Source organism: Rathayibacter sp. YIM 133350 (genome assembly GCF_037404875.1).
Classification (GTDB): domain Bacteria; phylum Actinomycetota; class Actinomycetes; order Actinomycetales; family Microbacteriaceae; genus Orlajensenia.
The window spans coordinates 67,165-90,667 of the sequence record NZ_JBBELO010000011.1 but is presented as its reverse complement, the minus strand read 5'-3'; the positions used below and the strand labels follow the sequence as shown (position 1 = coordinate 90,667).

The window sequence follows — 23,503 nt, the reverse complement described above, 5'->3', positions numbered from 1 at the left end:
CGCGGTAAGGCACCTGCAACCGGAGACATATGACCAGCAATGCACAGCAGCGAGCGGATCGCATCGCAGCCCTTCCTTTCGAGCGCTCCACAGCACATGAGGGATCCTCATTTCGAGGAAGTTGGAAGGCGCTTCGCGATATTGCCAGTCATCGGGAGCTGTTAGGCCTGCTCGTTCGCCGCGAGCTCAAGTCGAGGTATAAAGACAGCAGTCTTGGCTTCGTATGGAGCCTCATCCGACCGTTGACGATGCTTCTGATTTACTTCGTCGCGATCGGTCAGTTCCTGGGCGCCGCACGTGGGATTCCGGATTTTGCAATCTTCGTGTTCTCGGGTCTGACCATCTGGGGTCTCTACAACGAGATCATCTCGAGTGGTACTTCGTCGATCATCGGCAACGCGGGCCTGATCAAGAAGGTTTACCTACCCCGCGAAATCTTCCCGTTGGCAGCGACCGGCTCCGCGTTGTTCAACTTCGTCGTCCAGATGATCGTGCTCATCATCGCCACGATCGTCATGGGAGCAGTTCCCGCAGCAGGGAACGCGTTGTACGCGCTGGGCGCCGTATTGATCGTTCTGCTGTTTGGTGTGGCGCTTGCTCTGCTCCTGTCCGCCTTGAACGTCTACCTGCGCGACGTGCAGTATCTCGTTGAGGTCGGCATGCTTATTCTCTTCTGGGCCTCGCCGATCGTCTACGCGTGGTCCTACGTCTTGGATGCTGCAAACCGCACAGGGCTGGCCTGGCTTCCTGACGTCTATCTCCTCAACCCGATGACCGTCGCCGTCCTGGCGTTCCAGAAAGCGATGTGGAGAGCCGGATCTGAAACCACAGTGATCGGTGCTGCACACGTTCCGCCGCAGCCGTGGCCAGCGGATCTCGACGTCCGCGTCGCCGCCACCATCGGCGTCGGTGTAATCGTTGTTCTTCTCTGCCAGCGCGCCTTCCAGCGCTTGCAGGGCAACTTCGCGCAGGAGATCTGATGACAGGCGAATTCCAAACACCGATCATCGATGCACCGGTGGTCATTCGCGCAGAGAGCGTCTCCAAACGATTCACATTGCGCAAGGACAAAGCGCTGAAGGAGCGCATCGTGAACTTCGGTCGCTCCCAGAAGTTTCGCGAGGACTTCTGGGCGCTGAGGGAAGTGGACTTCGAGATCGCGGCCGGCACGAGCGTTGGTCTGGTGGGTGCCAACGGTTCAGGAAAAAGCACCCTTCTGAAAGTGATCGGCGGGATCATCCAGACCGACTCCGGGTTCATAGAGAGGCGCGGTCGGTTGGCGGCGCTTCTCGAGTTAGGAGCGGGTTTCCACCCCGACCTGACTGGGCGCGAAAACGTCTTTCTGAACGGTGCAATTCTTGGATTAAGCCAAAAACAGACCGCGGAGTACTTCGACTCGATCGTTGACTTCGCCGAGATTGGCGAGTTCATCGATACTCAGGTGAAGTTCTATTCATCCGGGATGTATGTGCGGCTGGCCTTCGCAATCGCCGTCCATGTGGATCCGGACATACTCCTTGTCGACGAGGTGCTGGCCGTCGGCGACGAGCCGTTCCAGAAGAAGTGCATGGACAAGATTCGTGAGTTCCAACGCGATGGCCGTACGATCGTCTTTGTTTCACATAGCGCCGGACAAATCGAAGACCTGTGTCAGCGAGTGATCGTTTTGTCGCACGGTTCCGTCGTATTCGACGGGGACACAGACGCCGGGCTTGCTGCGCTGCGCAAGACCTTCGAGAAGTAGTCGGACGTCTCGGTACAGCAACCGAAGCATCAGCGAACTCGCTGATCGATTAATTCGACGCGAATGTAAGGAGCAATCATGCCGTCGACCCCTACCCTCATCGCATTCGACCTCGACGACACGCTCGCGCCGTCGAAGACCGCTATTCCGAACCGGATCGCCGACCTGCTTGGACGGCTCTTGGACGTCGTGGACGTCTGCGTCATCTCCGGCGGACAGATCGCGCAGTTCATGACGCAGGTCGTCGACAACCTGCCGCCACTCCCGGTGGAACAGCTCTCCCGTCTGCACCTGATGCCGACCTGTGGCACCCAGTACTTCCGATTCGTCGACGGCGAGTGGACGCAGATCTACGCCCAGAACCTCACTGCCCAGCAGCGCGACCTCGCGCTCCAGGTCACCGAACGCCAGGCGAAGCGGCTCGGATACTGGGAGAGCGAAACCTGGGGTCCGATCCTCGAAGACCGGGGTTCACAGGTGACCTTCTCCGCTCTCGGTCAGTCCGCACCGGTGGATGCCAAGCGCGCGTGGGATCCCACCGGCGAGAAGAAGGTTGCGCTCCGAGACGCTGTGCAGGCGGAGCTCCCTGAACTGGAGGTACGTGGAGGCGGGTCGACATCGATCGATATCACCCGCCGCGGCATCGACAAGGCGTACGGGATGAACAAGCTGGCGGAGGTCACCGGCATCGCGCTTGACGACATGCTTTTCGTCGGCGACAGGCTGGATCCTGACGGAAACGATTACCCCGTCAAGGTTCTCGGAGTGCCCTGCCACGCCGTCGAGGGATGGGAAGAGACGGCGGACTTCCTCGAATCGTTCCTCGCCGAGCCGGTCCAGTCGACGTGAGTGTCGACCTGGTGCAACCGGTCTGATCACTCCACCGGCACCGGATCGGGATGCCGCCTCAGGGCGTCGCGCCAGCTCATGTTGCGTGAGGCCTTCACCGCGCAGATGACCAGCAGCATCCAGCCGCCCTCGAAGAGCACGGTCGACTCCGCGAGCGAGACGGAGGCAAGGGCGACGAGGATGAGGGCCGGCCAGACATAGATGATGCTGCGCTTCTCGCTCGCGAGCAGCCAGGAGCGCACGAGGGCCAGGCCGAACAGTGCCAGGAAGGCGATGAAGCCCACGAGCCCGAGCTGGAAGAACACGTCGATGAACGCGTCGAGGCCGGTGCCGTTGAGGCGGTGCGTGGCGAGATTCAGCCAGGCGTACGGGGGCGTACGCGGCCACGCGCCCACCCATCCCCAGCCCTGCAGGGGATTGGTCGCAAGGTAGCGTGCCATCTCGCGCCAGAGGGTGAGCCGGGTCTCGAACTCGCTGCCGGCGTTCAGCACGTCGATGATGCGGGCGCGGGCGATCCACGCGATGGCGCCGCCCACGATGAGCACACCCAGCAGACCCAGCTGCAGCGCCCAGCGGTTGTGCGGCTTCGCGCGCCGAACCGCTGCCAGGGCCAGGGCGGCGACCACGACCGCCGTGAGCACGCCGATGATGACGGGGGAGCGCGACATCAGCAGGCACACTGCGGCGACGACGAGGGAGTACCGGGCGAGCTGGCGCGGGACCGAACGCGTCAGGTACTCGATGCCGAAGCTGATCAGCGCGATGAGCGAGATGAAGCCCAGTTGGTTGCGGCTGCCGAAGATGCCCTGCAGGGGGCCGAGGCGTGCCAGGTTGCCCTCGATGCCGAGGAACCGGATGGGCATGTCGATGAGCAGGCCCGAGAGCACCTCGAGAACGAGGGATGCGCCGAGCAGCACCCGGAAGGCGTCACCGGCCGCCCGCACGATCTGGATGGTGTCGCGGACGGTGGCCGCGTAGAACCCGAGGAATCCGAAGCCGAGCAGGTAGAGGATGCGCACCCCCGAGACCGGCACGTTGTTCGTCCAGAACACGGACGCGATCGCCCATCCGACGAACACGATGACCGAGATGGGAATGGCGCCATGCCAGCCGATGTGCTCGCGACGGAACCATAGGGACGCGGCGGCGGCGAGCATGAGGCCGCCGACGATGGCGACGAGACCCGGCCACTCGATCACGCTCCGGATGGCGAACGTCGAGAACGCGGTGAGGAAGACGGCCGTCGTGATCGCGGACGCGAGGCCGGCCGAACCGAGGAACGCCTGGGCGGCGCTCGGGATGAGAGGAGGACGCGGTTTCTCGGCCACGGCTCAGGGCATCGGCTCGGCGGAGGACTGGGAACGCTTGGTGAGCAGGCAGAGGGTCACAAGGGTAATCCAGCCGCCCTCGATGAGGATGCGGCTCTCGGCGAGACTCTGCGCGAGCAGCGCCGCCATCAGCAGCAGCGGCAGCAGCGCGGACGCCGTGTACGGCTCGGTCGATGCCAGACCGTGCCGGGGCCGGTCGATCGCCGTGAACCAGGAGCGCCAGAGCGTGGAGAGCACGAGAGCCAGGAAGAGCACGACCCCGATCACGCCGAGCTGCATCCACACGTCGAGCCAGGCGTTGTGCGCCTGCAGGTAGACGACGCCCTTGCGCTCGGCGAGGTGCGCGAAGGGCTCCACCCAGGGCGCCCAGTAGCTGATCCACCCCCACCCGACGACCGGCCGCTGCTGGGCGAGTCCGATCACCGTGTTCCAGATGTCGGTGCGTCCGGTGAGGTCTTCGCTCTTGCCGAACAGGGCGAGCAGGCGCGAGGAGAACACGGCGAAGCTCACGCCGAGCACGACCACGAGACCGACCGCGCTCAGGTAGACGGGGCGCCGGCGGTCGGGATGAGCGGCTCGGGCCCAGAGCGCGAAGCCGAGCACGACCGCGACGGCGATCGCGGCGAGGATGACCGTGGTCGAACGCGTGAGCACGAAGACGAGCGCCGCGATCGCCAGCCCGAAGATGCTCCAGAAGGGGCGGCGGCCCTCCCGGGACACGACCTGGATGGCGAACACGATGAGCGCCATGAGCGCAACGAACGCGAGCAGGTTGCGGTTGCCGACGATCCCCTCGATGGGCCCGCCGTGCAGCAGGAGCCCCCGGGACCAGTAGAACGCCTTCGGGTAGGGGGGATCGCCGAGGTCCATGAAGTTCGGCAGTACCGGCTGGCGGATGATGACGGCGACCCAGAACTCGAACAGCAGCGAGAGCCCGAGGATCCAGCGCAGCGCGACACCGAAGGTGCGCACCAGTTCACGCCAGGTGAGGCACAGGCCGAGGAAAACGCCGCCGAGCGTGCTCACGAACAGGATGCCCACAGCGGCCGCGGATGCGCCGGGGTAGTACGACCACGCGATCGAGGCAGCGGCGAACAGCAGGAAGGCAACGAGCGACTTCGGCACGCGTCGCGCGCGCATCCGTGGCTTCAGCACGAGCAGGGCGATGACAACGGCGACGATCGTGATGGCGCCGACGATGCCGTATCCCCACCAGCCGATGAGGTTGCGCAGGAACTGTCCGGCGAAGCCGAAGAACATGCTCCACGAGGCGAGCAGTCGCACGAGCAGGCGGCTGCGCTGTGGATTCATGGGTCCAAGAGTATCCGGCGGGAGGATGACCGCCCTGCATGCCGGCCGATCAGACGAAGGCGGCCTTACCGGTGATCGCGCGGCCCACGATGAGCGTGTTCATCTCCTGGGTGCCCTCGTAGGAGTAGATGGCCTCGGCATCCGCGAAGAAGCGGGCGACCTCGTACTCGAGCACGATGCCGTTGCCGCCGAGCGCCTCGCGCGCCCATGCGACCGTCTCGCGCATGCGCGCCGTGGCATATGCCTTCGCGAGGGCGGAGTGCTCGTCGCGCTGCTCACCGCGGTCGAGCATCTCGGACACGCGCACGCACAGGGCCAGCGATGCGGTGATGTTGCCGAGGCTCTTCACGAGCAGGTCCTGGATGAGCTGGTGCTGCGCGATCGGCTTGCCGAACTGCACCCGCTCCTGGGTGTACTTGACGGCAGCCTCGTAGGCGCCGATCGCGACGCCGACGGCCGACCAGGCGACCTCGGCGCGCGTGAGGCGCAGAACCTGCGCGGTATTCTTGAAGGAGTTCGCGTTCTGCAGGCGCAGGCTCTCGGGAACGACGACGTCCTCGAGCGTGATGTCGGCGTTCTGCACGGCGCGCAGGCTCGTCTTGCCCTCGATCTTGGTGGCCCGGTAGCCGGGCGTCGAGGTCGGGACGATGAAGCCCTTCACCTGGCCGTCCTCCGCATCCTTGGCCCAGATGATGGTGATGTCGCTGAAGGTGGCGTTGCCGATCCAGCGCTTGGATCCGTTCAGAACCCAGTTGTCGCCGTCGCGTCGGGCGACGGTGCGCAGGCCCTGCGCGCTGTCGGAACCCGACAGCGGCTCGGTGAGGCCGAAGGCGCCGATGACCTCGCCGCTCGCGAGCTTGGGGATCCACTCGGCGCGCTGCTCGGGCGATCCGCACACCGAGATCGACCCGGTGGCCAGTCCGTTCTGCACACCGACGAAGGTGCTGATGGATGCGTCGACGCGCGAGAGCTCGAGGGCCACGAATCCGCGGAAGACGGCCGAGTTCTCGAACGGCTTCACCTCGTCCCAGGCGTAGCTGAGGATGCCGAGCTCGGCGAGCTTGGGGATGACCTGCGCGGGGAAGTCGCCGCGGTCCCAGTAACCGTTGATGATGGGCCGGACCTCGGTCTCGAGGTAACTCCGCAGCTGCGCCAGTGCAGCCTTCTCCTCATCCGTCAATGACGAAGAGAAGTTGTAGAAGTCGCTCGCGAGGGTCTCGAAGGTCATGTCTGCTCCACTGCATACGGCGACCCCCGCCGCGCGAGGGTCTCGGAAAACCTCCGTCAGGCTACGCCTCGGGAGAGGGGCGCCCAAGCCGTTGGTAGTTTGGACGCAATCTCCCGCCGAACAGGACGGTTCATGTTTGTAGCGATCAGCAACACGCCCCGCGATTACGCCTGGGGCTCCACGACCGGCATCGCCGAGTTGCTCGGACGCGAGGCATCCGGCAAGCCCGAGGCCGAACTGTGGCTCGGCGGCAATGCCGGTTCTCCCAGCCGCATCGAGCATCCGGAGCAGGCCGACGGCGCCACGGATGTCGCGGCCTGGGTGCAGCGTGATCCCGAGAAGGCGCTGGGCTCGGCATCCGTGGCCGCCTACGGCGAGCGGCTCCCGTTCCTGCTGAAGGTGCTCGCGGCGGGCGGCCCGCTGTCGTTGCAGGCGCATCCGTCACCGGAGCAGGCGCGGGCAGGCTTCGAGCGCGAGAACGCCGCCGGCGTGCCGCTGGAGGCCCCCGACCGCAACTACAAGGACGCGTTCCACAAGCCGGAGCTCATCGTGGCCGTGAGCGCGACCTTCGATGCGCTGTGCGGCTTCCGCTCCATCGCGTCGGCGCGCGACATCGTGAAGGAACTCACGGTGCTCGGGCGCTCGGGGGAGCCCGACCCCACCGTCTTCGACCCGTTCTGGGCGCGGCTGTCGGGGGAGGATCCGTTCCGCTCTGCGGTGGAGTGGCTTCTGCGCTCCGGTCGCGAGAGCGGCGAGGTCGACGCGCTCGTGTCCCAGGTCGTGCGCGCTGCAGCGCTCGCCGGAAGCGAGAGCCGATTCGCCCGCGAGTTCGCGACGGTGGGGGAGCTCGCGCGGGCCTATCCGGGAGACCCGGGCATCGTGCTCTCGCTCCTGCTGAACCGGGTCACCCTGCGCGCGGGCGAGGCACTCTACCTGCCTGCCGGCAACATCCACGCGTACCTTTCGGGCGTCGGCATCGAACTCATGGCGGCATCCGACAACGTGCTGCGGGGTGGACTGACGCCCAAGCACATCGACGTCGACGAACTGCTCGCGGTGCTCGACTTCACCCCGGTGACGCAGCCCGTGCTCGCGCCAGAACAGCCCGAGCCCGGCGTGCACGTGTTCCGGCCCGACGTGCCCGACTTCGTGCTCTACGAGATCCAGGCGACGGATGCCGGCGCGAGCGTTCCGCTCTCGGGCGCGGCGATCGCGCTCTGCACGGCAGGCGAGGTGACGCTGGAGGGTGCCACGGCATCCGTGCCGCTGGCGCGTGGCGGCGCGTACTACGTGACGCCCGAGGAGGGCGAGCTGCGCGTGAGCGGAGCGGGCACGGTGTTCGTGGCGACGGTCGGCGCGTAGCGAGGCCTTACCCAAAAGCGAGGACATTCCGAAAAGCGAGGCGATTCCGAGCGGCAGGCGGCGTTTCGGGCGACGGATGCGGCGTGTCGCGGGCGATCGCCTCGCTTTCTGGTTCGACGCGACTCCTGCACAGGCCGCAGGGCTGACCGCCGGAGCGCACCGCGCTCGATCGGCCGTCGCCGCGTGCCGCCAGTGGGGCGAGGATGCGGTGGTGCAGCAGTCACTTCTTCGCACCGGGACGGACGTCGCAGAGTTCCTGAGGGAGAACGGCCTATTCCTCTCGCGGCGACGACTGCGTTCGCTCGGTGTGAGCGACTTCGAGATCGAGCAGGCCCTGAGCGATCGCACCATCTTCCGCGTCCGTCAAGGTTGGTACTCGCTCCCGGACGCGTCGCCCGTCGCGATCGAGGCGGTGCGCATCGGTGGCCGTCTCACGGGTGAGTCGGCGCTTGCCTCGTATGGGATCTGGGTTCGGCCGAAGCGGCAGGAAGAGGTTCTCGTGCGGGGAAACGCGAACGAACTGCGCCGGCCGGCCGACTCGCGGCGCCGTCTCGCCCATCCGGATGCCGAGCGATGGCGCGTCTTCTGGAGCCGAGCCACTCCGATGGGCGGGGACACCTGGCGGGTTTCACTCATGGATGCGCTGGGTCACCTCCTCGCGACGAGCACGCGCGAGGTCGCGGTCGCCTGCATCGACTCCGCGCTGAATCGCAGCATGCGGGGTCATGACGGCGTCTCCGTGGCCGACCTCGACACCCTCTTCGACCGGGCGCCGAAGCGAGTCGCTCGATGGAGGTCCGATGTCGACGGGCGGGCGGAGGCCGGCGGCGAGACGCTGCTGCGCCTTCTGTGCCGGGACAACGGCATACCGTTCGAACCTCAGGTCACGCTGCCCGGCGTCGGGCGTCTCGACGGACGGATCGGGCCCAGCACCTTCGTCGAAGCAGATGGGGCGGTGTGGCATGACTCGGAATCGAGCTTCCACGTGGATCGCGACCGAGATCTGGTGGCGACGATCTGGGGTGGTCGCGTCTTGCGATTCGGCTACTCGCAGATCTTGTACGAGCCGGAGTACTGCCTCACGGCGATGGAGGCCGCCTTGTCTCGAGACGGGGTTCTCTCGGGTGCGTCGCGACGTCGCTCTCCGCTTTGATGCCGCCCAAAAGCGAGGCGATCTGCGACGCCACTCCGGTTCGCGCCGCATCCGCCCCGCGTGTCGCGCAACATCGCCTCGCTTTTCGGAATGTCCTCGCTTTTCGGTCAGGTGGGAGGGGGTCTGACCGACGCGTCAGGCGAGCTGGCGCGCTCCGAAGGTACGTCGGTACGCGGTCGGCGTCGTCTGCAGCACCTTCAAGAAGTGGTGGCGCATCACGGCCGCTCCGCCGAATCCGCAGTCGGCCGCGATCGCGTCCAGCGTCAGGTCGCTCTCCTCGAGCAGCTGCTGGGCTCGCAGCAGCCGCTGCCGGTTGAGCCACGCGGTCGGCGTGGTGCCGAGCTCGGCGCGGAAGCGGCGGGCGAAGGTGCGCGACGACATGAGCGCCTTGCGCGCGAGCATGTCGACCGAGAGGTCGCGGTCGAGGTTCTCGAGCATCCACTCCGTCACGAGGGCGAAGGAGTCGCTGGTGCACTCCGCCACCGGGTTCTGGATGAACTGCGACTGCCCGCCGTCGCGCTGGGGCGGAACCACCATGCGCCGGGCGATGATGTTGGCGGCGGATGCGCCGAGCTCCTTGCGCACGATGTGCAGCGCCGCGTCGATCCCGGCCGCCGTTCCGGCACCCGTCACCACGTGGTCGTCCTCGACGAAGAGCACGTCGGGGTCGACCTCGGTGCGCGGGTAGAGACGGGCGAGCTTGTCGGTGTACATCCAGTGCGTGGTGGCCCGCCGGTCGTCGAGGATGCCGGCCGCGGCGAGCATGAAGGCGCCACTGCAGACGCTCAGCACCCAGGCGCCGCGCTCCTCCGCATCGCGGATGACCTCCAGCAGGCGGTCATCGACCTCGTGCAGGTCGTCGAACGCCGGAACGGCGATGAGGTCGGCGTCGGCGGCGGCACTGAGGTCGTCTTTGACGACGATGTCGAAGCCGAGCTTCATCGGAATCGGTCCCGGCTCCGCCGCCACGATGTGGAAGTCGAACGTCGGCCCGCCCTGCGCGCTGCGATCGATGCCGAAGACCTCGCAGATCACGCCGAACTCGAACGGAGCCATGCCCGGAATGGTGAGGCAGACGATCTTCTTCAGCATGCGCGCTCCTTTGGCAGGAAAGTGTCGAACAATGTCCACTCTGCCACTGGAGGCAGGTAATCGCAATCCGTAGATTTACTGCCATGCAAACCCTCGTACTCCTGGCACTGGCCGCTCTGGTCCTGTGGGGCGTGCTGGCATCGATCCTGGCTCTGGACAACGACGGCTACGGCCGCCCCGAGATTCGCGACCGCACCCGCCACATCGAGCGCCGCCCCACCATCGACGCCCGCTGACACCCGACGCGCATCCCGCGCCGCGGTCCTCCTCGGTGCCGAACCGCCCGCTCGTCGCACGTCGGCCTCGTTAGGCTGGCAAGGGCCGCCGCCTCGGCGGCCTCGAGCTGAGGAGGCGGCGCATGGCGTGGTTGGTCACCGGGGGAGCGGGCTATATCGGAGCGCACGTCGTGCGGGCGTTCCAGGAGGCGGGAACCGACGTCGTCGTCATCGACGACCTCTCCAGCGGCCACCGCGACTTCGTCCCGCAGGACGTGCCGTTCTACGAGGGATCCATCCTCGACCGCCGGTTGCTCGATCGCATCGTCGATGAGCAGCGCCTCAGCGGTGTCATGCACATCGCCGGCTTCAAGTACGCGGGCGTGTCGGTGCAGCGCCCCCTGCACACCTACGAGCAGAACGTGACAGGAACGGCCACGCTGCTCGCCGCGATGGCGGATGCCGGGGTCGGGCGCATCGTGTTCAGCTCGAGCGCCGCGGTGTACGGCACCCCGGACACCGACCTCGTCACAGAGTCCACGCCCAAGGCCCCCGAGTCGCCCTACGGCGAGTCCAAGCTCATCGGCGAGTGGCTGCTGCGTGACCAGGGCATCGCCGCCGGCTTGGCCCACACCTCGCTGCGCTACTTCAACGTGGTCGGATCGGGTCACCGCGACCTCTACGACTCGAGCCCGCACAACCTTTTCCCGCTCGTCTTCGAGGCCCTGCTCGAGGGACGCACCCCGCGCATCAACGGCACCGACTACCCGACGCCCGACGGAACCTGCGTGCGCGACTACATCCACGTCGCCGACCTCGCGGCAGCCCACCTCGCGGCGGCGGAGCGCCTCGAGTCGGGGGCGGGCATCGAGCCGGTCTACAACCTCGGCAGCGGCGACGGCGTCTCGGTCGGCCAGATCATGGCGACCATAGCCCGCGTGACCGGAATCGACTTCACGCCGGAGCGGGCGCCTCGCCGGCCCGGCGACCCCGCACGCATCGTGGCGTCGGGCGAACTCGCCGCCCGCGACCTCGGCTGGCGGATGCGGCACTCCCTCGAGCAGATGGTCGAGAGCGCGTGGGTGGCACGCTCCGCTACCGCCGAGTAGGAAATGCCCCCCGAACAGGAATAACCCCAACTGGGGAATTGCGCAGCCGACGAAGATTGGCGCTTCGACCCGGCGCGTCGCAACTCTCGAGGCATCGTTGAGGGTTTACGATTTGCGACTTGACTCGCCGGAGTTACACGGGTGTAATTACATCAAGACACGCGCTTCTCGTGTCGGGAACATTCGGGCGGGAGACGGTATGACGGCGAACGAGAATCGCGCGGGGGTACCAGAGGACTGGTTCGTCGACCCGGTCAAGCTCGGCGTGCCGGGCGTGCGGCAGAACATCGACGACGACAACCCGCTCTCCTGGCAGACCGACGCGCTCTGCGCCCAGACCGACCCCGAGGCGTTCTTCCCCGAGAAGGGCGGTTCGACGCGCGACGCGAAGAAGATCTGCGGTTCGTGCGAGGTGCGCTCGCAGTGCCTGGAGTACGCGCTCTCGAACGACGAGCGCTTCGGTATCTGGGGCGGGCTGTCCGAGCGTGAACGGCGCAAGCTGCGCCGTCGGGCCGTCTGAGACCTTCCCATCAGGGCCGACGACCGTCGTCCCCGAAGTGGGCACGGGTCACGATCGTGAATATCGGCCACGCCCGGTCGCACTGAACGACCCGGCAGGCACCGCAACTTAGGCTTTCAGCGATGTCTCCGCGAGTTACCGCCATTCTCGTCGCGCGCAACGGCGCCGACCACCTCCCACGGACGCTCGAGGCCCTCGCAGCCCAGACGCTGCCGCCCGATGCGCTCATCGCGGTGGACTGCGCGTCGACGGATGCGACGCAGCAGTTGCTCGCCGACGCGGGGCCCACGCACCTCGTGACCGTCGGCGAGGCGCTCTCCTTCGGCGATGCCATCGCCACGGCCGTGCGGGTGACGGCGCCGCCGACCGGGCCCGGGGAACTGCTCTGGCTCCTCGCCCAGGACAGCGCGCCCGAGCCCGGCGCCCTGGCCGCGCTGGTCGCGGCCCTTGAAACCGCTCCCTCTGTCGCCGTCGCCGGCCCCAAGCTCGTGGACTGGGAGCACGGCCACATCATCCGCCGCTTCGGTGAGTCGATCACGACCTACGGCGCGAGCGTTCCGATCGTCGCCTCGGAGCTCGACCAGGGCCAGCACGACACGCTCAACGACGTGCTCGGCGTCAGCCCTGCCGGCATGCTGGTGCGCCACCAGGTGTGGGAGTCGCTCGGCGGGTTCGATCCCGGCCTGCCGGTCGTCGACGACTCGCTCGATTTCAGCGTGCGTGCGCGACTGGCCGGTCACCGGGTCTCGGTGGCACCGGCCGCTCACGTGGCCATCGCCGGCGATGGCGTGGCCGGACCCAACCTCGGGCAGAAGGGCCGCGTGCGGCGTCGACGCGCTCGGCTCATCCGCACGGCGCAGTTGCATCGCCGCCTCGTCTACGCCCCCGCTGGGGTGATCGTGCTGCACTGGCTGAGCCTGGTGCCGCTCGCGGTCGTGCGATCGCTCACCGCGCTGCTGCGCAAGCAGCCCGGTGTGATCGGCGGCGAGTTCGCCGCCGCCTTCGTGGCCGCCTTCTCGGGAATCCGCACGAGCGCGGCGCGGCGCCGGCTGAAGCAGAACCGATCACTCGGCTGGGCGGCCATCGCGCCCCTGCGCATACCGCCGGCGGAGATGCGGCGGCGACGGGCTCTTGCGCGCGAGGCGCGCATCGCCCACGCCCGCGGTGCCCGCGATGAAGTCGGCTTCCTCATCACCGGAGGCGCCTGGACCCTTCTGGCCGCCATCGTCGTCGCGGTCATTGTCGTCTCGCCCCTTCTCGGCGCCGGGCGCATCGGCGGGGGAGGGCTGCTTCCCCTGAGCACGGTGCCCGAACTGTGGCGCAACATCGGCTACGGCTGGCGCGACATCGGAACCGGATTCGTCGGCGCGGCGGATCCGTTCACCGCTGTGCTCGCCATCCTGGGCTCGCTCACCTTCTGGGCGCCTTCGCTCGCCCTCACCGTGCTCTGGTTCGCGGCCATTCCCCTCGCGGCCCTCGGGGCCTGGTTCGCCGCGAGCCGCATGACGGAGCGCGGCGGCCTGCGTGCCGTGGCGGCCGTGCTCTGGATGCTGGCGCCCACCCTGCTCAGCGCCCTCGCCGAGGGACGCCCCGCTGGGGTTCTCGTGCACATCCTGCTGCCCTGGCTGGTGTTCTCCCTCTTCGTGGCGGCGCGGTCGTGGTCGGCATCCGCGGCCAGCGCGCTGCTGCTCGCGGCCATCGTGGCGTGCGCGCCCGGGCTCGCGCCCGCGCTCGTCATCGCCTGGGTCGTGGTGCTCGTCACGAGCGGTCGCGGCTTCTTCCGCATCATCGGCATCCCGATCCCCGCGGCCGTACTGCTGGCCCCGCTGGTCTGGAACCAGGGTGCGCGCGAGAACTGGCTCGCCCTTCTCGCCGACCCCGGTGTGCCCCAGCCGGGCCAGACGCCCTCGGTGTGGCAGCTGCTGCTCGGATTCCCGGCCGGTGGTTTCGGCGGCTGGAATCCGGTGCTCGCCGACCTCGCCGTCAGCGGGGTGCGCGTCGACCTGATCGTGCCGATCCTGCTGGCACCGCTCGCCGTACTCGCACTGCTCGGGCTGTTCTTCCGACGGTCGGTGCGCGCGAGCGCCTTCTCCCTCGGGCTCGCGCTGCTCGGCTTCGCCACCGCGGTGATCACGACGCTCATCGTCGTGGCGAGCACGGGATCCCACCTCGTCCCGCTGTGGGCGGGAGCCGGGCTGAGTCTCTATTGGCTGGGCATCGTCGGCGCCGTCATCGCCGCGCTCAACGTCATCCCGCGGTTCTCGATGCTGCCGGCCGTCGCGGCGACCGCCCTGGTCGTGATCGTGGCCGGCCCCCTCGCCCTCGCCCTGCCGCTCGACACCGCGCAGGTGCACGCAGCCACCGATCGGGTGCTTCCCGCGTTCGTCACGGCGGCAGCCGAGGCCGACCCGCGTGCCGGCACCCTCGTCATCGCCCCGCAGTCCGACGGCGGCATCCGCGCCGACCTGCAGCGCGGATCGGGCACCACGCTCGATGACCAATCCACCCTGTCATCCACCGATCCGTCGCTGGACGAGAATCAACGAGACCTCGCCCGGCTCGCGGGCAACCTCGCCTCCCGCAGCGGCCTCGACGCGGCCGACGACCTGAACGACCGGCGCATCCGGTTCATACTGCTGGCTCCGGTGAACCCCGACCTGCCGGCGGACGAGAGCCGCGAGGCCGCGGCCACCGAGCGGCGGGCCACCTCCTCCCTCGACGGCAACCCCGTGCTCGTCTCGGTGGGCAAGACGAACTTCGGAACGCTCTGGCGGGTGGGGACCGACGTGGCGGATGCCGCACCGACCGCGATCCCCGTCGGCGCCGGGGGGTGGCTGGGCCAGGCCACGCTCATCGCCCTTCTCGTGGTGTTCGGCATCACGGTGCTGCTCTCGATCCCGACCGGGGTCGGCCGCGAAGTGCAGCCCGATGCCGATGACCGCAGCCGACCCGACGCCGACGAGCAGACACCGCCCGTGGACGACTGGGAGGAGCCCACCGGCGACGCGCTGACCCCCGAGGCCGGCGAGGACGCCGGGGAAGGCCCGGATGCCGAGGCTCGGCCCGACCCCGAGCCCGACGAACCGGCCCCCTCGCCGGAGGAGCCGGAGTCGGAATCGGAGTCCTCACCCGAACCGGATGCCGCGGAGCGACACGCGCCCCCTGTCGAAAACCGACCGATCCCCGACGATGAGCCGGAACACGCTGAGACGGGAGCCCGCGATGCGTAAGCGCACGGCACTTCTGGTGGCCCGGATCGCGGGCGCCCTGCTGGCCATCGCGATCGCCCTCGTGGCCGTCGCGACCGCGGCGTGGGCGCCGCTGCCCACGGCGACCGCGCGTCCCGTCGCTGCGACGGTCGCGCCCGTTCCCACGGTCGCCGAGCGGGTGTGCCCGGGTCCGCTGCTGAGCGTGGGCGAAGAAGCCGAGAGCGCGACCGCCGTCTCGTCCATCGGAGAGGCAGACATCGTCGCAGCCGGCGCCGACGCCGATCCCGACGAGCAACCGCTCGCCTCACCCGATGACCGGAACGGCGATGCGAACGGTGCCGGCGTGGTGCTCACCATTCCCGCAGACGAGGGCTCAGACGCGCCGCCGCTCCTCGCCGGCGTTCAGTCCCAAGTGGCCGATGACGAGACGCATTCCGGTCTCGCCGTCGCCGGCTGCACCGAGGCCGGCCCCGACTCCTGGCTCGTCGGGGGATCGACGGATGTCGGTCGAACGACGCTCGTCGTGCTCAGCAATCCCTCCACCGTCTCCGCCACCGTCGACCTCGGAGTCTGGGGCGAGAACGGCCCGGTAGCCGCTCCCGGCGCCACCGGCATCCTCGTGCAGCCCCGATCACAGCGCGTCATCTCGCTCGCGGGGCTCGCGCCCGACCTGCTCGCGCCGGTCGTGCACGTGGAGGCCCACGGCGGCGAGATCGCCGCGGCGCTGCAGCAGAGCATCGTTCGGGGGCTGGAGCCGGGCGGAGTCGACATCGTCGGGCCCGCTCCGGCGCCCGCGACGGTGGTGACCATCGGCGGGGTCGTCGTTCCGGCGGCCACAGATGGCGCGGCCACCGACACCGACGCCGCACCGACCGACGAGCAGCCGGGGCTGCGACTGCTGGCGCCCGGGTCGCAGGCGGCCGACGCGACCGTGAGCGTCATCGGCGAGGGCGACGCTCCCGGCACGTCCTTCAGCGTGCACCTCGAGCCGGGTGTCGCAACGGATGCACCGCTGGCCGGGCTCGCGGCCGGCGTCTATGCGGTGCGCATCGATTCCCAGCAGCCCATCGTCGCGGCTGCCCGAACCGCGGTCGCGGGCGGCGTCGCCGGCCGCGACGTCGCGTGGTTCACCGCAGCGCCACCGCTCGGCGATGACCCCGTGATGATCGCCGTCGCATCCGCCAACCAGCCCACCTTCCATGCCTGGAACCAGCGGGCGACCGATGCGACGCTCACGCTCACACCGCAGTCGGGGACACCCGTGACGGTGACCGTGCCGGCCGCTGCCGCGGTCGCCGTGCCGCTGACCGGGTCGGGCGGCTACACGGTCTCGGATGCGGAGGGGGTCGTCGCGACGGTGAGCTATGGCGGTGCCGACGCGGTCGCATCCGTTCCCGTGCTGGCCGGCAGCGCGCTCGCCTCGCCGATCGTGGTCTACACCAGGTAGGGATGCGAGGCGCCCGGGACCGCCTCGGCGTTTGTGGGATTACTCAGAAGTCGCGGAAGCGATCGGGGTCGAGGTCCCACGGGTCTTTTCCGACAAGCTCGGCCACCGCGCGGAAGACGCAGCTCTCGACCATCATCCGCTGGTGCAGTTCGTCGTTGCGGTGCAGCTTGCTCATGCGCTGGATGGGGATGCGGAAGAAGATGATGCGACGCTCCTCGAGCAGCACCTTCCAGCGGTCGACGTGGTCGCCGTGCAGTGCCTCGTCGGGGGCCGCGGCGACCTCGAATCGGACACCGTCGAGCTCGGGCCAGATGCCGCGCAGGTACTCGGCGGTCGAGGCGATCGTGATGTCGAACTGCTCGATCCGATCCCGCAGCGGGGGCAGGTACGGGCCGAGGATGGGGGAGCGCATGCCGCGCCCGTGCCGGTCCATGATGCCGCGTCGCCGCGAGGGCGCGGGGCGGGCGGTGCGGCGGGAACGGGGCATGTCGACATCCTATTCGCCCCGCGCGCGGCTACTCTGGGGATCGATATGAACAGGCCGTGCTCCCGGGTCGCGTGCGCCGATGAGGCGATCGCGACGCTCACCTACGTGTATGCCGATTCCATGGCGGTGCTCGGTCCGCTCTCCCTCACCCATGAGCCGCACACCTACGATCTCTGCGTGCGGCATGCGGAGAAGCTCTCCGCGCCGGTCGGATGGCAGGTGATCCGGCACGCCGTCATGGGTGAGATAGGTTTTAGCGCGTGACCGCCACACCTTCGCCCGCACAGTTGCTCGCCCAGATCGTCAAGACCTACGACGTGCGGGGACTGGTGGGATCGCAGCTCACCGCCGAGATCGTTGAGGCCGTCGGAGCCTCCTTCGCCGACGAAGTGCAGGCGGCAGGCCACGACCTCGTGGTCGGTCACGACATGCGCGACTCCTCACCCGAGTTCGCCGCCGCCTTCTCCCGTGGCGCCACAGCCCGCGGTGCGAACGTCGTCGCGCTCGGCCTGTGCTCCACCGACGAGAGCTACTTCGCCTCCGGATGGCTCGACGCTCCGGCGGCCATGTTCACCGCGAGCCACAACCCCGCCAGCTACAACGGCATCAAGCTCTCCCGGGCGGGTGCGCGCGGCATCTCGCTCGACACCGGGCTCGCGAACATCCGTGACCGCGCCATGGGGTACCTCGACGACGACATCCCGCAGGCGGCGGAGCAGGGCACGATCCGCCAGCTCGACGTGCTCGCCGACTACGCCGGCTACCTGCGCCGGCTCGTCGACCTCTCCGGCATCCGTCCGCTGAAGGTCGTCGTGGACGCCGCCAACGGCATGGGCGGCCTCACCGTTCCGGCCGTGCTCGGAACGGCGGCGGCCCTGGCGCAGCTGCCGCTGGAGATCGTGCCGCTCTACTTCGAGCTCGACGGCACGTTCCCGAACCACGAGGCGAACCCGCTCGAGCCGGCCAACCTCGTCGACCTTCAGAAGGCCGTCGTGGAGCACGGAGCCGACATCGGGCTCGCCTTCGACGGCGACGCCGACCGTTGCTTCGTCGTCGACGAGCGGGGCGACGCCGTCACGCCCTCGGCTGTGGCGGCCATCGTGGCACTGCGCGAGATCGCCCGGGTGCGCGCCGAGGGGGAGCAGGGCGACATCCACGTCATCCACAACCTCATCGTCTCGCGCATCGTGCCCGAGACGATCGAGGCCGCCGGTGCCATCCCGGTGCGCACCCGCGTGGGTCATTCCCTCATCAAGGACGAGATGGCAGCCACCGGGGCCATCTTCGGCGGCGAGCACTCCGGGCATTACTACTTCCGCGACTTCTGGGGCGCCGACAACGGCATGCTGGCCGCGATGCACGTGCTCGCCGAGCTCGGCGGAGCGGACTCCTCGCTCTCCGGCCTGGCCGCGGAGTTCTCGCCCTACGCGATGTCGGGCGAGATCAACTCGACCGTCGATGACGTGCCCGGCGCCTATACGCGCATCGTGGACGCCTTCAGCGGCATCGCGGACTTCGACGAGTTCGACGGGCTCACGGTCACCGGCATCACGGCAGAGGACGAGCCGTTCTGGTGGTTCAGCGTACGTCCCTCGAACACGGAGCCGCTGCTGCGCCTGAACGTGGAGGCCGCCACGCGCGGGCAGATGGAGCGGGTGCGCGACCAGGTGCTCGGCCTCATCCGTGGCGGCGAGGCGGAGGCATCCGCCTGAGTCGGGCCGGCCTGACAGAATAGAGGGCATGACTGCAACGACCACCGCCCTGCCGTTCAAGGTTCGCGATCTCTCGCTCGCCGAGGCCGGTCGCCACCAACTCCGGCTGGCCGAGAACGAGATGCCGGGCCTGATGGCCCTGCGCGCCGAGTTCGGCGAGAGCCAGCCGCTCGCGGGGGCGCGCATCGCGGGTTCCCTGCACATGACCGTGCAGACGGCGGTGCTCATCGAGACGCTCGTCGCCCTCGGCGCGCAGGTGCGTTGGGCCAGCTGCAACATCTTCTCCACCCAGGACGAGGCCGCCGCCGCGATCGCCGTCGGCCCCACAGGCACTCCCGAGAAGCCGGCCGGCATCCCGGTGTTCGCCTGGAAGGGCGAGAGCCTCGAGGAGTACTGGTGGTGCACCGACCGCATCTTCGACTGGAGCGCCGAGGCCGAGGCCGCCAGTGCGGAATGGGTCGGACCCAACCTCATCCTCGACGACGGCGGTGACGCCACCCTGCTCGTGCACAAGGGGCGCGAGTACGAGGCCCTCGGCGCCGTTCCGGATGCGGCCGCCGGCGACCCGCACGAGTTCCGGGTGATCCTCGACACCCTCGCCCGCTCGCTCGAGGCGTCGCCCGACCGTTGGACCCGGATTGCGACCGAGCTGCAGGGCGTGACCGAGGAGACGACCACGGGGGTGCATCGCCTCTACGAGCTCGCTGCCGCGGGGGAGCTGCTCTTCCCGGCCATCAACGTCAACGACTCCGTCACCAAGAGCAAGTTCGACAACAAGTACGGCATCCGGCACTCGCTTCCCGATGGCCTGAATCGCGCCACCGACGTGCTCATGGGCGGCAAGGTCGCGCTCGTCTGCGGCTACGGCGACGTGGGCAAGGGCGCAGCGGAGGCCCTGCGCGGCCAAGGCGCCCGGGTGATCGTGACCGAGGTCGACCCGATCTGCGCGCTGCAGGCGGCCATGGACGGCTTCCAGGTCGCGCGCCTGGAGAGCGTGGTCGGCGAGGTCGACATCTTCGTATCGGGAACCGGCAACCGCGACGTCATCCGCGTCGAGCACATGCTCGCCATGAAGCACCTGGCCGTCGTCGCGAACGTGGGCCACTTCGACAACGAGATCGACATGGCCGCGCTCGAATCGCTCGAGGGTGCCGAGCGCGTCGAGATCAAGCCGCAGGTGCACGAGTGGCGCCTGCCCACCGGCCGCTCCATCCTCGTGCTGAGCGAGGGCCGCCTGATGAACCTCGGCAACGCCACGGGGCATCCGTCGTTCGTCATGAGCAATTCCTTCACCAACCAGGTGCTCGCCCAGATCGAGTTGTGGACGAAGCCCGAGGCCTACCCGATCGGCGTCTACGTTCTTCCAAAGCACCTCGATGAGAAGGTCGCGCGCCTGCACCTGGACGCGCTCGGGGTGGAGCTGACGGAGCTCTCACCGGAGCAGGCCGCCTACATCGGTGTGAAGGTGGAAGGCCCCTACAAGGTCGACCACTACCGCTACTGAGTTCTCGCGCTCGGCTTTCCCGGCCGTTCAGCGGTCGGGAAAGCGGTGCGGGTTCCCCGCGAGGATGGGCTGCAGCGCGTCGAGGTGCTCGCGCTCCAGGGCCAGGCCCGTCAGTTCCCGCTGGCGCCGCACGGCCGTGACGGCCACGAGGAAGACCTCCGCCGGTACCGGGGGCACGGGCGCGGCGTAGGCGGCGGCCTCGGTCGCCAGCTCGGCGGCGGTGCGCTGCCGGCTCGCCGCTGTCAGCCCCGACGCGTTCGTCAGGAACTGGGAGATGCGCCGGCCCAGTGCATCCGGCATCCGTGCGACGTCGACGATGAGCGCCCATTGCTCCAGTCCGGCCGGAACGCCCCACTTCGGCGGCGTGTAGGCCGGCACGCGCTCGAGCTGGCTGTGTGTGCCCGCGAGCAGGTCGCCCAGCCGCTTGGCACGGTCGTTGAGCAGCCCGACGAGTGCCGCCAGGCCCCCGAAGGTCATGTAGATCTCGACGACGCCCATGAGGGCGCGCACGAAGGAGTGGCGCAGCTGGATGGCGCCTCCGTCGTCGCGCACGATCCGGGCGCCGATGGCGAGCTTGCCGAGCGAGCGTCCGTGTGATGCGACCTCGACGACCATGGGCACGACGAGCAGGAAGAACACCAGGCCCGCGACCCCCAACGCACGCAGCAGCGCAGGGTCCACTGCGCCGCCGGCCGTCGACGTGACGAGCCACGCGCTCAGGGCGAGCGCGCCGACGTAGGCCACGGCATCGATGGCCGTTCCCGCGCCGCGCAGCAGCACGCTGGCTGGCTTCACGCTCAGGGCGACCGCCTCGCCCGTGAGCAATCCATCGACGGATGCCGCGGCGACGGTCTGCGAGGGCTCGGCCATGCCAGTATCTAAGCAGATGGATCTCGACGCGTATTCGATCGCCCACGGCGAGGAGTGGAAGCGTCTCGGCGAGCTCGGCCGACGACGTTCCCTCGACGGCGCCTCGGCCGACGAGCTGATCGGCCTCTACCAGTCCGGGGCCACGCAGCTCTCGGCGATCGCGACCACTGCGGGCTCGAGCCTTCAGGGCGACGGACTCTCGGTCAGCCTCTCGCGGGCCCGGCTGCGCTTCACTGCGGCGCGCGGCAACCTGTTCTCCGTCATCCCGCGCTTCTTCGTGCTGCAGTTGCCGGCGGCACTGTACCGGCTGCGCTGGCTCACGCTCGCCGTCGCCCTCGCGACCGTGATCATCGCCGCGCTCTATGCGGTCTGGGCGCTCGCGGACCCGCAGGTGCTCGCGTCCTTCGGCACCGAGGCGCAGCGCAAGGCGCTCGTGGAGCACAAATTCGTGGACTACTACTCCGAGAACCCCGCCGCATCCTTCGCCGGCGCCGTCTGGACGAACAACGCCTGGATCGCCGCCCAGTGCATCGCGCTGGGCATCACGGGCTTCTTCGTTCCCTCCGCCATCATCTCCAACGCGCAGAACGTCGGGGTCTCGGCAGGGATCATGTTCGCCTACGACCGCGGCGACGTCTTCTTCCAGTACGTCCTTCCGCACGGACTGCTCGAGCTCAGCTGCGTCTTCGTCGCGGCGGCTGCCGGGCTGCGCATCTTCTGGGCGTGGATCGCGCCGGGTGCGCGCACGCGCGGGCAGGCGCTCGCGGAGGACGGCCGGGCGCTGTTCAGCGTCGCCATCGGCCTGGCCATCTGGCTGTTCATCTCGGGCATCATCGAGGGCTTCGTCACCCCTGCCCCGTGGCCGTGGCCGGTGAAGCTGGGCATCGGGGTCGTGGCTGCGGCAGCCTTCTACACGTACATGCTCGTGCTGGGTCGGCGGGCCGTGCGCGCGGGAGAGACGGGTGACCTCACCGAGCAGGATGCCGGCGCACGCCGGCTCATCGCCGGCTGACGCCGCCGGCGGCCGGCCAAGCGCCGGAAGTCTGGTCCCTGAGCCTGTCGAAGGGCCGAGAGCAGCGCTGGAATCGATGCTTCGACAGGGGAACCCGGGGTTCGACAGGGAACTTAGGGTTCAACAGGCGTTCGAGGCTCCAACAGGGCGAATTCTCGAGATCCGTCCTGTCGGAGGTCGAACCCCCTGTTGAATGCACTGGATGGCGCCCCGAGGTTGGTTGCGACGCTTCGACAGGCTCAGCGAGCGAGTGGTGGGCTGAGCCTCGGGAGTCCGGTCGCTGAGGCGCGTCCGAAGCTCGGTCCTGAGCCTGTCGAAGGGCCCGGCCTGAGCCTGTCGAAGCCGCGTCGCCGAGCCTGCCGAAGGGCTACGCGGCGAGCTTGTTCGTGCGGTCGAAGAGCAGTTTGAACGTTGCGCCCGCGATGAGCGCTCCCACGATCGGCGCGAGGATCGAGAGCCAGACCTGGCCGAGGGCGACCGGTCCGCCGTACAGGGCCGTCGCGATCGAGCGGGCCGGGTTGAACGAGCCGTTCGAGACGGGGATGGCCACGAGCGCGAGCAGCGTCAGCGTGAAGCCGATGGCCAGCGGCGCGAAGCCCAGGGCAGCCCGTGAGCTCGTCACGCCGAGGATGACGTAGAGGAACAGGGCGGTGGCGACGACCTCGATCACGAGGGCGGAGACCAGGCCATAGCCGCCGGGGGAGAGCTCGTCGTAACCCGTGGAGACGGCGCGGAACCAGAGCACGTCGAAGCTCTTGCTGCTGGCGAGCACCACGAGCAGCACGCTCGACGCGGCGATGGCGCCGACGAGCTGCGCGACGATGTAGCCGACGACCTCGCGCCACGGGAAGCGGCCCGCCGTCGCGAGGCCGAGCGTGACGGCCGGGTTGAAGTGACCGCCCGAGATGGGGCCGAAGGCGTAGGCGCTGACGATCACCGAGAGTCCGAGGGCCAGCGCGACCCCGAGGAAGCCGACGTTCAGGCCGCCCTTGCCGGCCGCGAAGCCGGCCGCGTAGAGGGCGGTTCCGATGACGCCGAACACGAGCACGAAGGTTCCGGCCACTTCGGCCGCCCAGCGGGCGCTCGTGCTGGGTGAAGCCTCGATGGGAACGACGGCGGGTGCGTCGGTGGTGGATGACATGGGTGTCCTTCTGTGAGGGGGAGGGATGCTGCGCCGACGGGCGCGAGCCCGAGGCTAGCGGCAGGCCCGGCGACGCGCCCGCGCGAGATCGCGGTATGTCGCAAACCGGTGACGGCTTCGCAGTCGCACAGGCCCGTAGCCCTGAACCGCGTGCCGATGCCGGCCCTTGCCCGCACCCGCGGCCGGCCCGGCCGGGCAGCGCCGCGCTGG

Annotated in this window: 20 protein-coding genes and 1 pseudogene; 14 read left to right on the top strand and 7 right to left on the bottom strand. The window is 68.8% G+C overall.

All coding sequences use genetic code 11. The features are described 5' to 3' along the window. The first annotated feature begins 29 nt into the window (after nucleotides 1-29). The 3 genes and pseudogenes from WDJ51_RS02150 (at nucleotide 30) to WDJ51_RS02140 (ending at nucleotide 2,593) form a co-directional block, all read left to right on the top strand. Complete coding sequence (locus WDJ51_RS02150; RefSeq protein WP_337850775.1) at nucleotides 30-980, top strand: ABC transporter permease; 951 nt, start codon at nucleotides 30-32, stop codon at nucleotides 978-980. After that, nucleotides 980-1,741, top strand: a pseudogene (locus WDJ51_RS02145) (ABC transporter ATP-binding protein); the annotation flags it as partial. The gene WDJ51_RS02150 and the pseudogene WDJ51_RS02145, both read left to right, overlap by 1 nt. 81 nt (nucleotides 1,742-1,822) lie before the next feature. Further along, on the top strand, nucleotides 1,823-2,593 hold the full coding sequence (locus WDJ51_RS02140) for an HAD-IIB family hydrolase (protein WP_337850773.1): 771 nt from the start codon (nucleotides 1,823-1,825) through the stop codon (nucleotides 2,591-2,593). 26 nt (nucleotides 2,594-2,619) lie between these two features. Here WDJ51_RS02140 and WDJ51_RS02135 read toward each other — a convergent pair whose 3' ends face one another. From WDJ51_RS02135 to WDJ51_RS02125, 3 genes are read right to left on the bottom strand one after another with little or no spacing between them, the layout of a single operon-like run. Further along, nucleotides 2,620-3,921, bottom strand: a complete 1,302-nt coding sequence (locus WDJ51_RS02135; RefSeq protein WP_337850772.1) for an O-antigen ligase family protein — start codon at nucleotides 3,919-3,921, stop codon at nucleotides 2,620-2,622. A 3-nt stretch (nucleotides 3,922-3,924) separates the two neighbouring features. Further along, on the bottom strand, nucleotides 3,925-5,232 hold the full coding sequence (locus tag WDJ51_RS02130; RefSeq protein ID WP_337850771.1) for an O-antigen ligase family protein: 1,308 nt from the start codon (nucleotides 5,230-5,232) through the stop codon (nucleotides 3,925-3,927). Between the two features lie 49 nt (nucleotides 5,233-5,281). Further along, on the bottom strand, nucleotides 5,282-6,460 hold the full coding sequence (locus tag WDJ51_RS02125; RefSeq protein ID WP_337850770.1) for an acyl-CoA dehydrogenase family protein: 1,179 nt from the start codon (nucleotides 6,458-6,460) through the stop codon (nucleotides 5,282-5,284). Nucleotides 6,461-6,592: 132 nt separating this feature from the next. On the opposite strand from WDJ51_RS02125, the gene manA reads away from it, so the two are divergent. Then, entirely contained in the window at nucleotides 6,593-7,822 is a 1,230-nt protein-coding gene (gene manA, locus WDJ51_RS02120; RefSeq protein WP_337850769.1) for a mannose-6-phosphate isomerase, class I, read from the top strand. 211 nt (nucleotides 7,823-8,033) lie between these two features. Continuing rightward, nucleotides 8,034-8,975, top strand: a complete 942-nt coding sequence (locus WDJ51_RS02115; protein WP_337850768.1) for a hypothetical protein — start codon at nucleotides 8,034-8,036, stop codon at nucleotides 8,973-8,975. 135 nt (nucleotides 8,976-9,110) lie between these two features. On the opposite strand, the gene WDJ51_RS02110 is transcribed toward WDJ51_RS02115, so the two are convergent. After that, nucleotides 9,111-10,067 carry a GlxA family transcriptional regulator gene (locus WDJ51_RS02110; protein WP_337850767.1) on the bottom strand — a complete coding sequence of 319 codons (957 nt, stop codon included), beginning with the start codon at nucleotides 10,065-10,067 and terminating at the stop codon, nucleotides 9,111-9,113. 83 nt (nucleotides 10,068-10,150) lie between these two features. Here WDJ51_RS02110 and WDJ51_RS02105 point away from each other — a divergent pair, with 83 nt between their 5' ends. The 5 genes from WDJ51_RS02105 to WDJ51_RS02085 all read left to right on the top strand — a co-directional run bounded on the left by WDJ51_RS02105 (nucleotide 10,151) and on the right by WDJ51_RS02085 (nucleotide 16,567). Next, nucleotides 10,151-10,303: a hypothetical protein gene (locus WDJ51_RS02105; RefSeq protein ID WP_337850766.1), complete on the top strand. Its 153-nt coding sequence runs from the start codon at nucleotides 10,151-10,153 to the stop codon at nucleotides 10,301-10,303. A 122-nt stretch (nucleotides 10,304-10,425) separates the two neighbouring features. Next, nucleotides 10,426-11,391, top strand: a complete 966-nt coding sequence (gene galE / locus WDJ51_RS02100) for a UDP-glucose 4-epimerase GalE (RefSeq protein ID WP_337850765.1) — start codon at nucleotides 10,426-10,428, stop codon at nucleotides 11,389-11,391. A 199-nt stretch (nucleotides 11,392-11,590) separates the two neighbouring features. After that, nucleotides 11,591-11,911, top strand: a complete 321-nt coding sequence (locus WDJ51_RS02095; protein WP_337850764.1) for a WhiB family transcriptional regulator — start codon at nucleotides 11,591-11,593, stop codon at nucleotides 11,909-11,911. Nucleotides 11,912-12,033: 122 nt separating this feature from the next. Further along, nucleotides 12,034-15,141: a glycosyltransferase gene (locus WDJ51_RS02090; RefSeq protein WP_337850763.1), complete on the top strand. Its 3,108-nt coding sequence runs from the start codon at nucleotides 12,034-12,036 to the stop codon at nucleotides 15,139-15,141. After that, a complete protein-coding gene (locus WDJ51_RS02085) occupies nucleotides 15,134-16,567 on the top strand; it encodes a DUF5719 family protein (protein WP_337850762.1) in 1,434 nt (477 codons plus the stop codon). The genes WDJ51_RS02090 and WDJ51_RS02085 overlap by 8 nt, the downstream gene beginning before the upstream one ends. Nucleotides 16,568-16,610: 43 nt before the next feature. Here the strand turns inward: WDJ51_RS02085 and WDJ51_RS02080 are convergent, their stop codons facing one another. Further along, nucleotides 16,611-17,054, bottom strand: a complete 444-nt coding sequence (locus tag WDJ51_RS02080) for a metallopeptidase family protein (protein WP_337850761.1) — start codon at nucleotides 17,052-17,054, stop codon at nucleotides 16,611-16,613. Between the two features lie 45 nt (nucleotides 17,055-17,099). On the opposite strand from WDJ51_RS02080, the gene WDJ51_RS02075 reads away from it, so the two are divergent. Genes WDJ51_RS02075 through ahcY form a run of 3 tightly spaced genes read left to right on the top strand, consistent with a single transcriptional unit; the run spans nucleotide 17,100 to nucleotide 20,270 of the window. Next, on the top strand, nucleotides 17,100-17,318 hold the full coding sequence (locus WDJ51_RS02075; RefSeq protein WP_337850760.1) for a DUF3499 family protein: 219 nt from the start codon (nucleotides 17,100-17,102) through the stop codon (nucleotides 17,316-17,318). Next, nucleotides 17,315-18,766 (top strand): phosphomannomutase/phosphoglucomutase, encoded by a 1,452-nt coding sequence (locus WDJ51_RS02070; RefSeq protein ID WP_337850759.1) that lies wholly within the window; start codon nucleotides 17,315-17,317, stop codon nucleotides 18,764-18,766. Before WDJ51_RS02075 ends, WDJ51_RS02070 begins: the two co-directional genes overlap by 4 nt. Nucleotides 18,767-18,794: 28 nt before the next feature. Beyond that, entirely contained in the window at nucleotides 18,795-20,270 is a 1,476-nt protein-coding gene (gene ahcY / locus WDJ51_RS02065; RefSeq protein WP_337850758.1) for an adenosylhomocysteinase, read from the top strand. Between the two features lie 27 nt (nucleotides 20,271-20,297). Here ahcY and WDJ51_RS02060 read toward each other — a convergent pair whose 3' ends face one another. Next, nucleotides 20,298-21,140, bottom strand: a complete 843-nt coding sequence (locus WDJ51_RS02060; protein WP_337850757.1) for an RDD family protein — start codon at nucleotides 21,138-21,140, stop codon at nucleotides 20,298-20,300. Nucleotides 21,141-21,156: 16 nt separating this feature from the next. Here WDJ51_RS02060 and WDJ51_RS02055 point away from each other — a divergent pair, with 16 nt between their 5' ends. Next, complete coding sequence (locus WDJ51_RS02055) at nucleotides 21,157-22,152, top strand: stage II sporulation protein M (RefSeq protein WP_337850875.1); 996 nt, start codon at nucleotides 21,157-21,159, stop codon at nucleotides 22,150-22,152. Between the two features lie 367 nt (nucleotides 22,153-22,519). Here the strand turns inward: WDJ51_RS02055 and aqpZ are convergent, their stop codons facing one another. Further along, nucleotides 22,520-23,293, bottom strand: a complete 774-nt coding sequence (gene aqpZ, locus WDJ51_RS02050; RefSeq protein WP_337850756.1) for an aquaporin Z — start codon at nucleotides 23,291-23,293, stop codon at nucleotides 22,520-22,522. Between the last annotated feature and the right edge of the window lie 210 nt (nucleotides 23,294-23,503).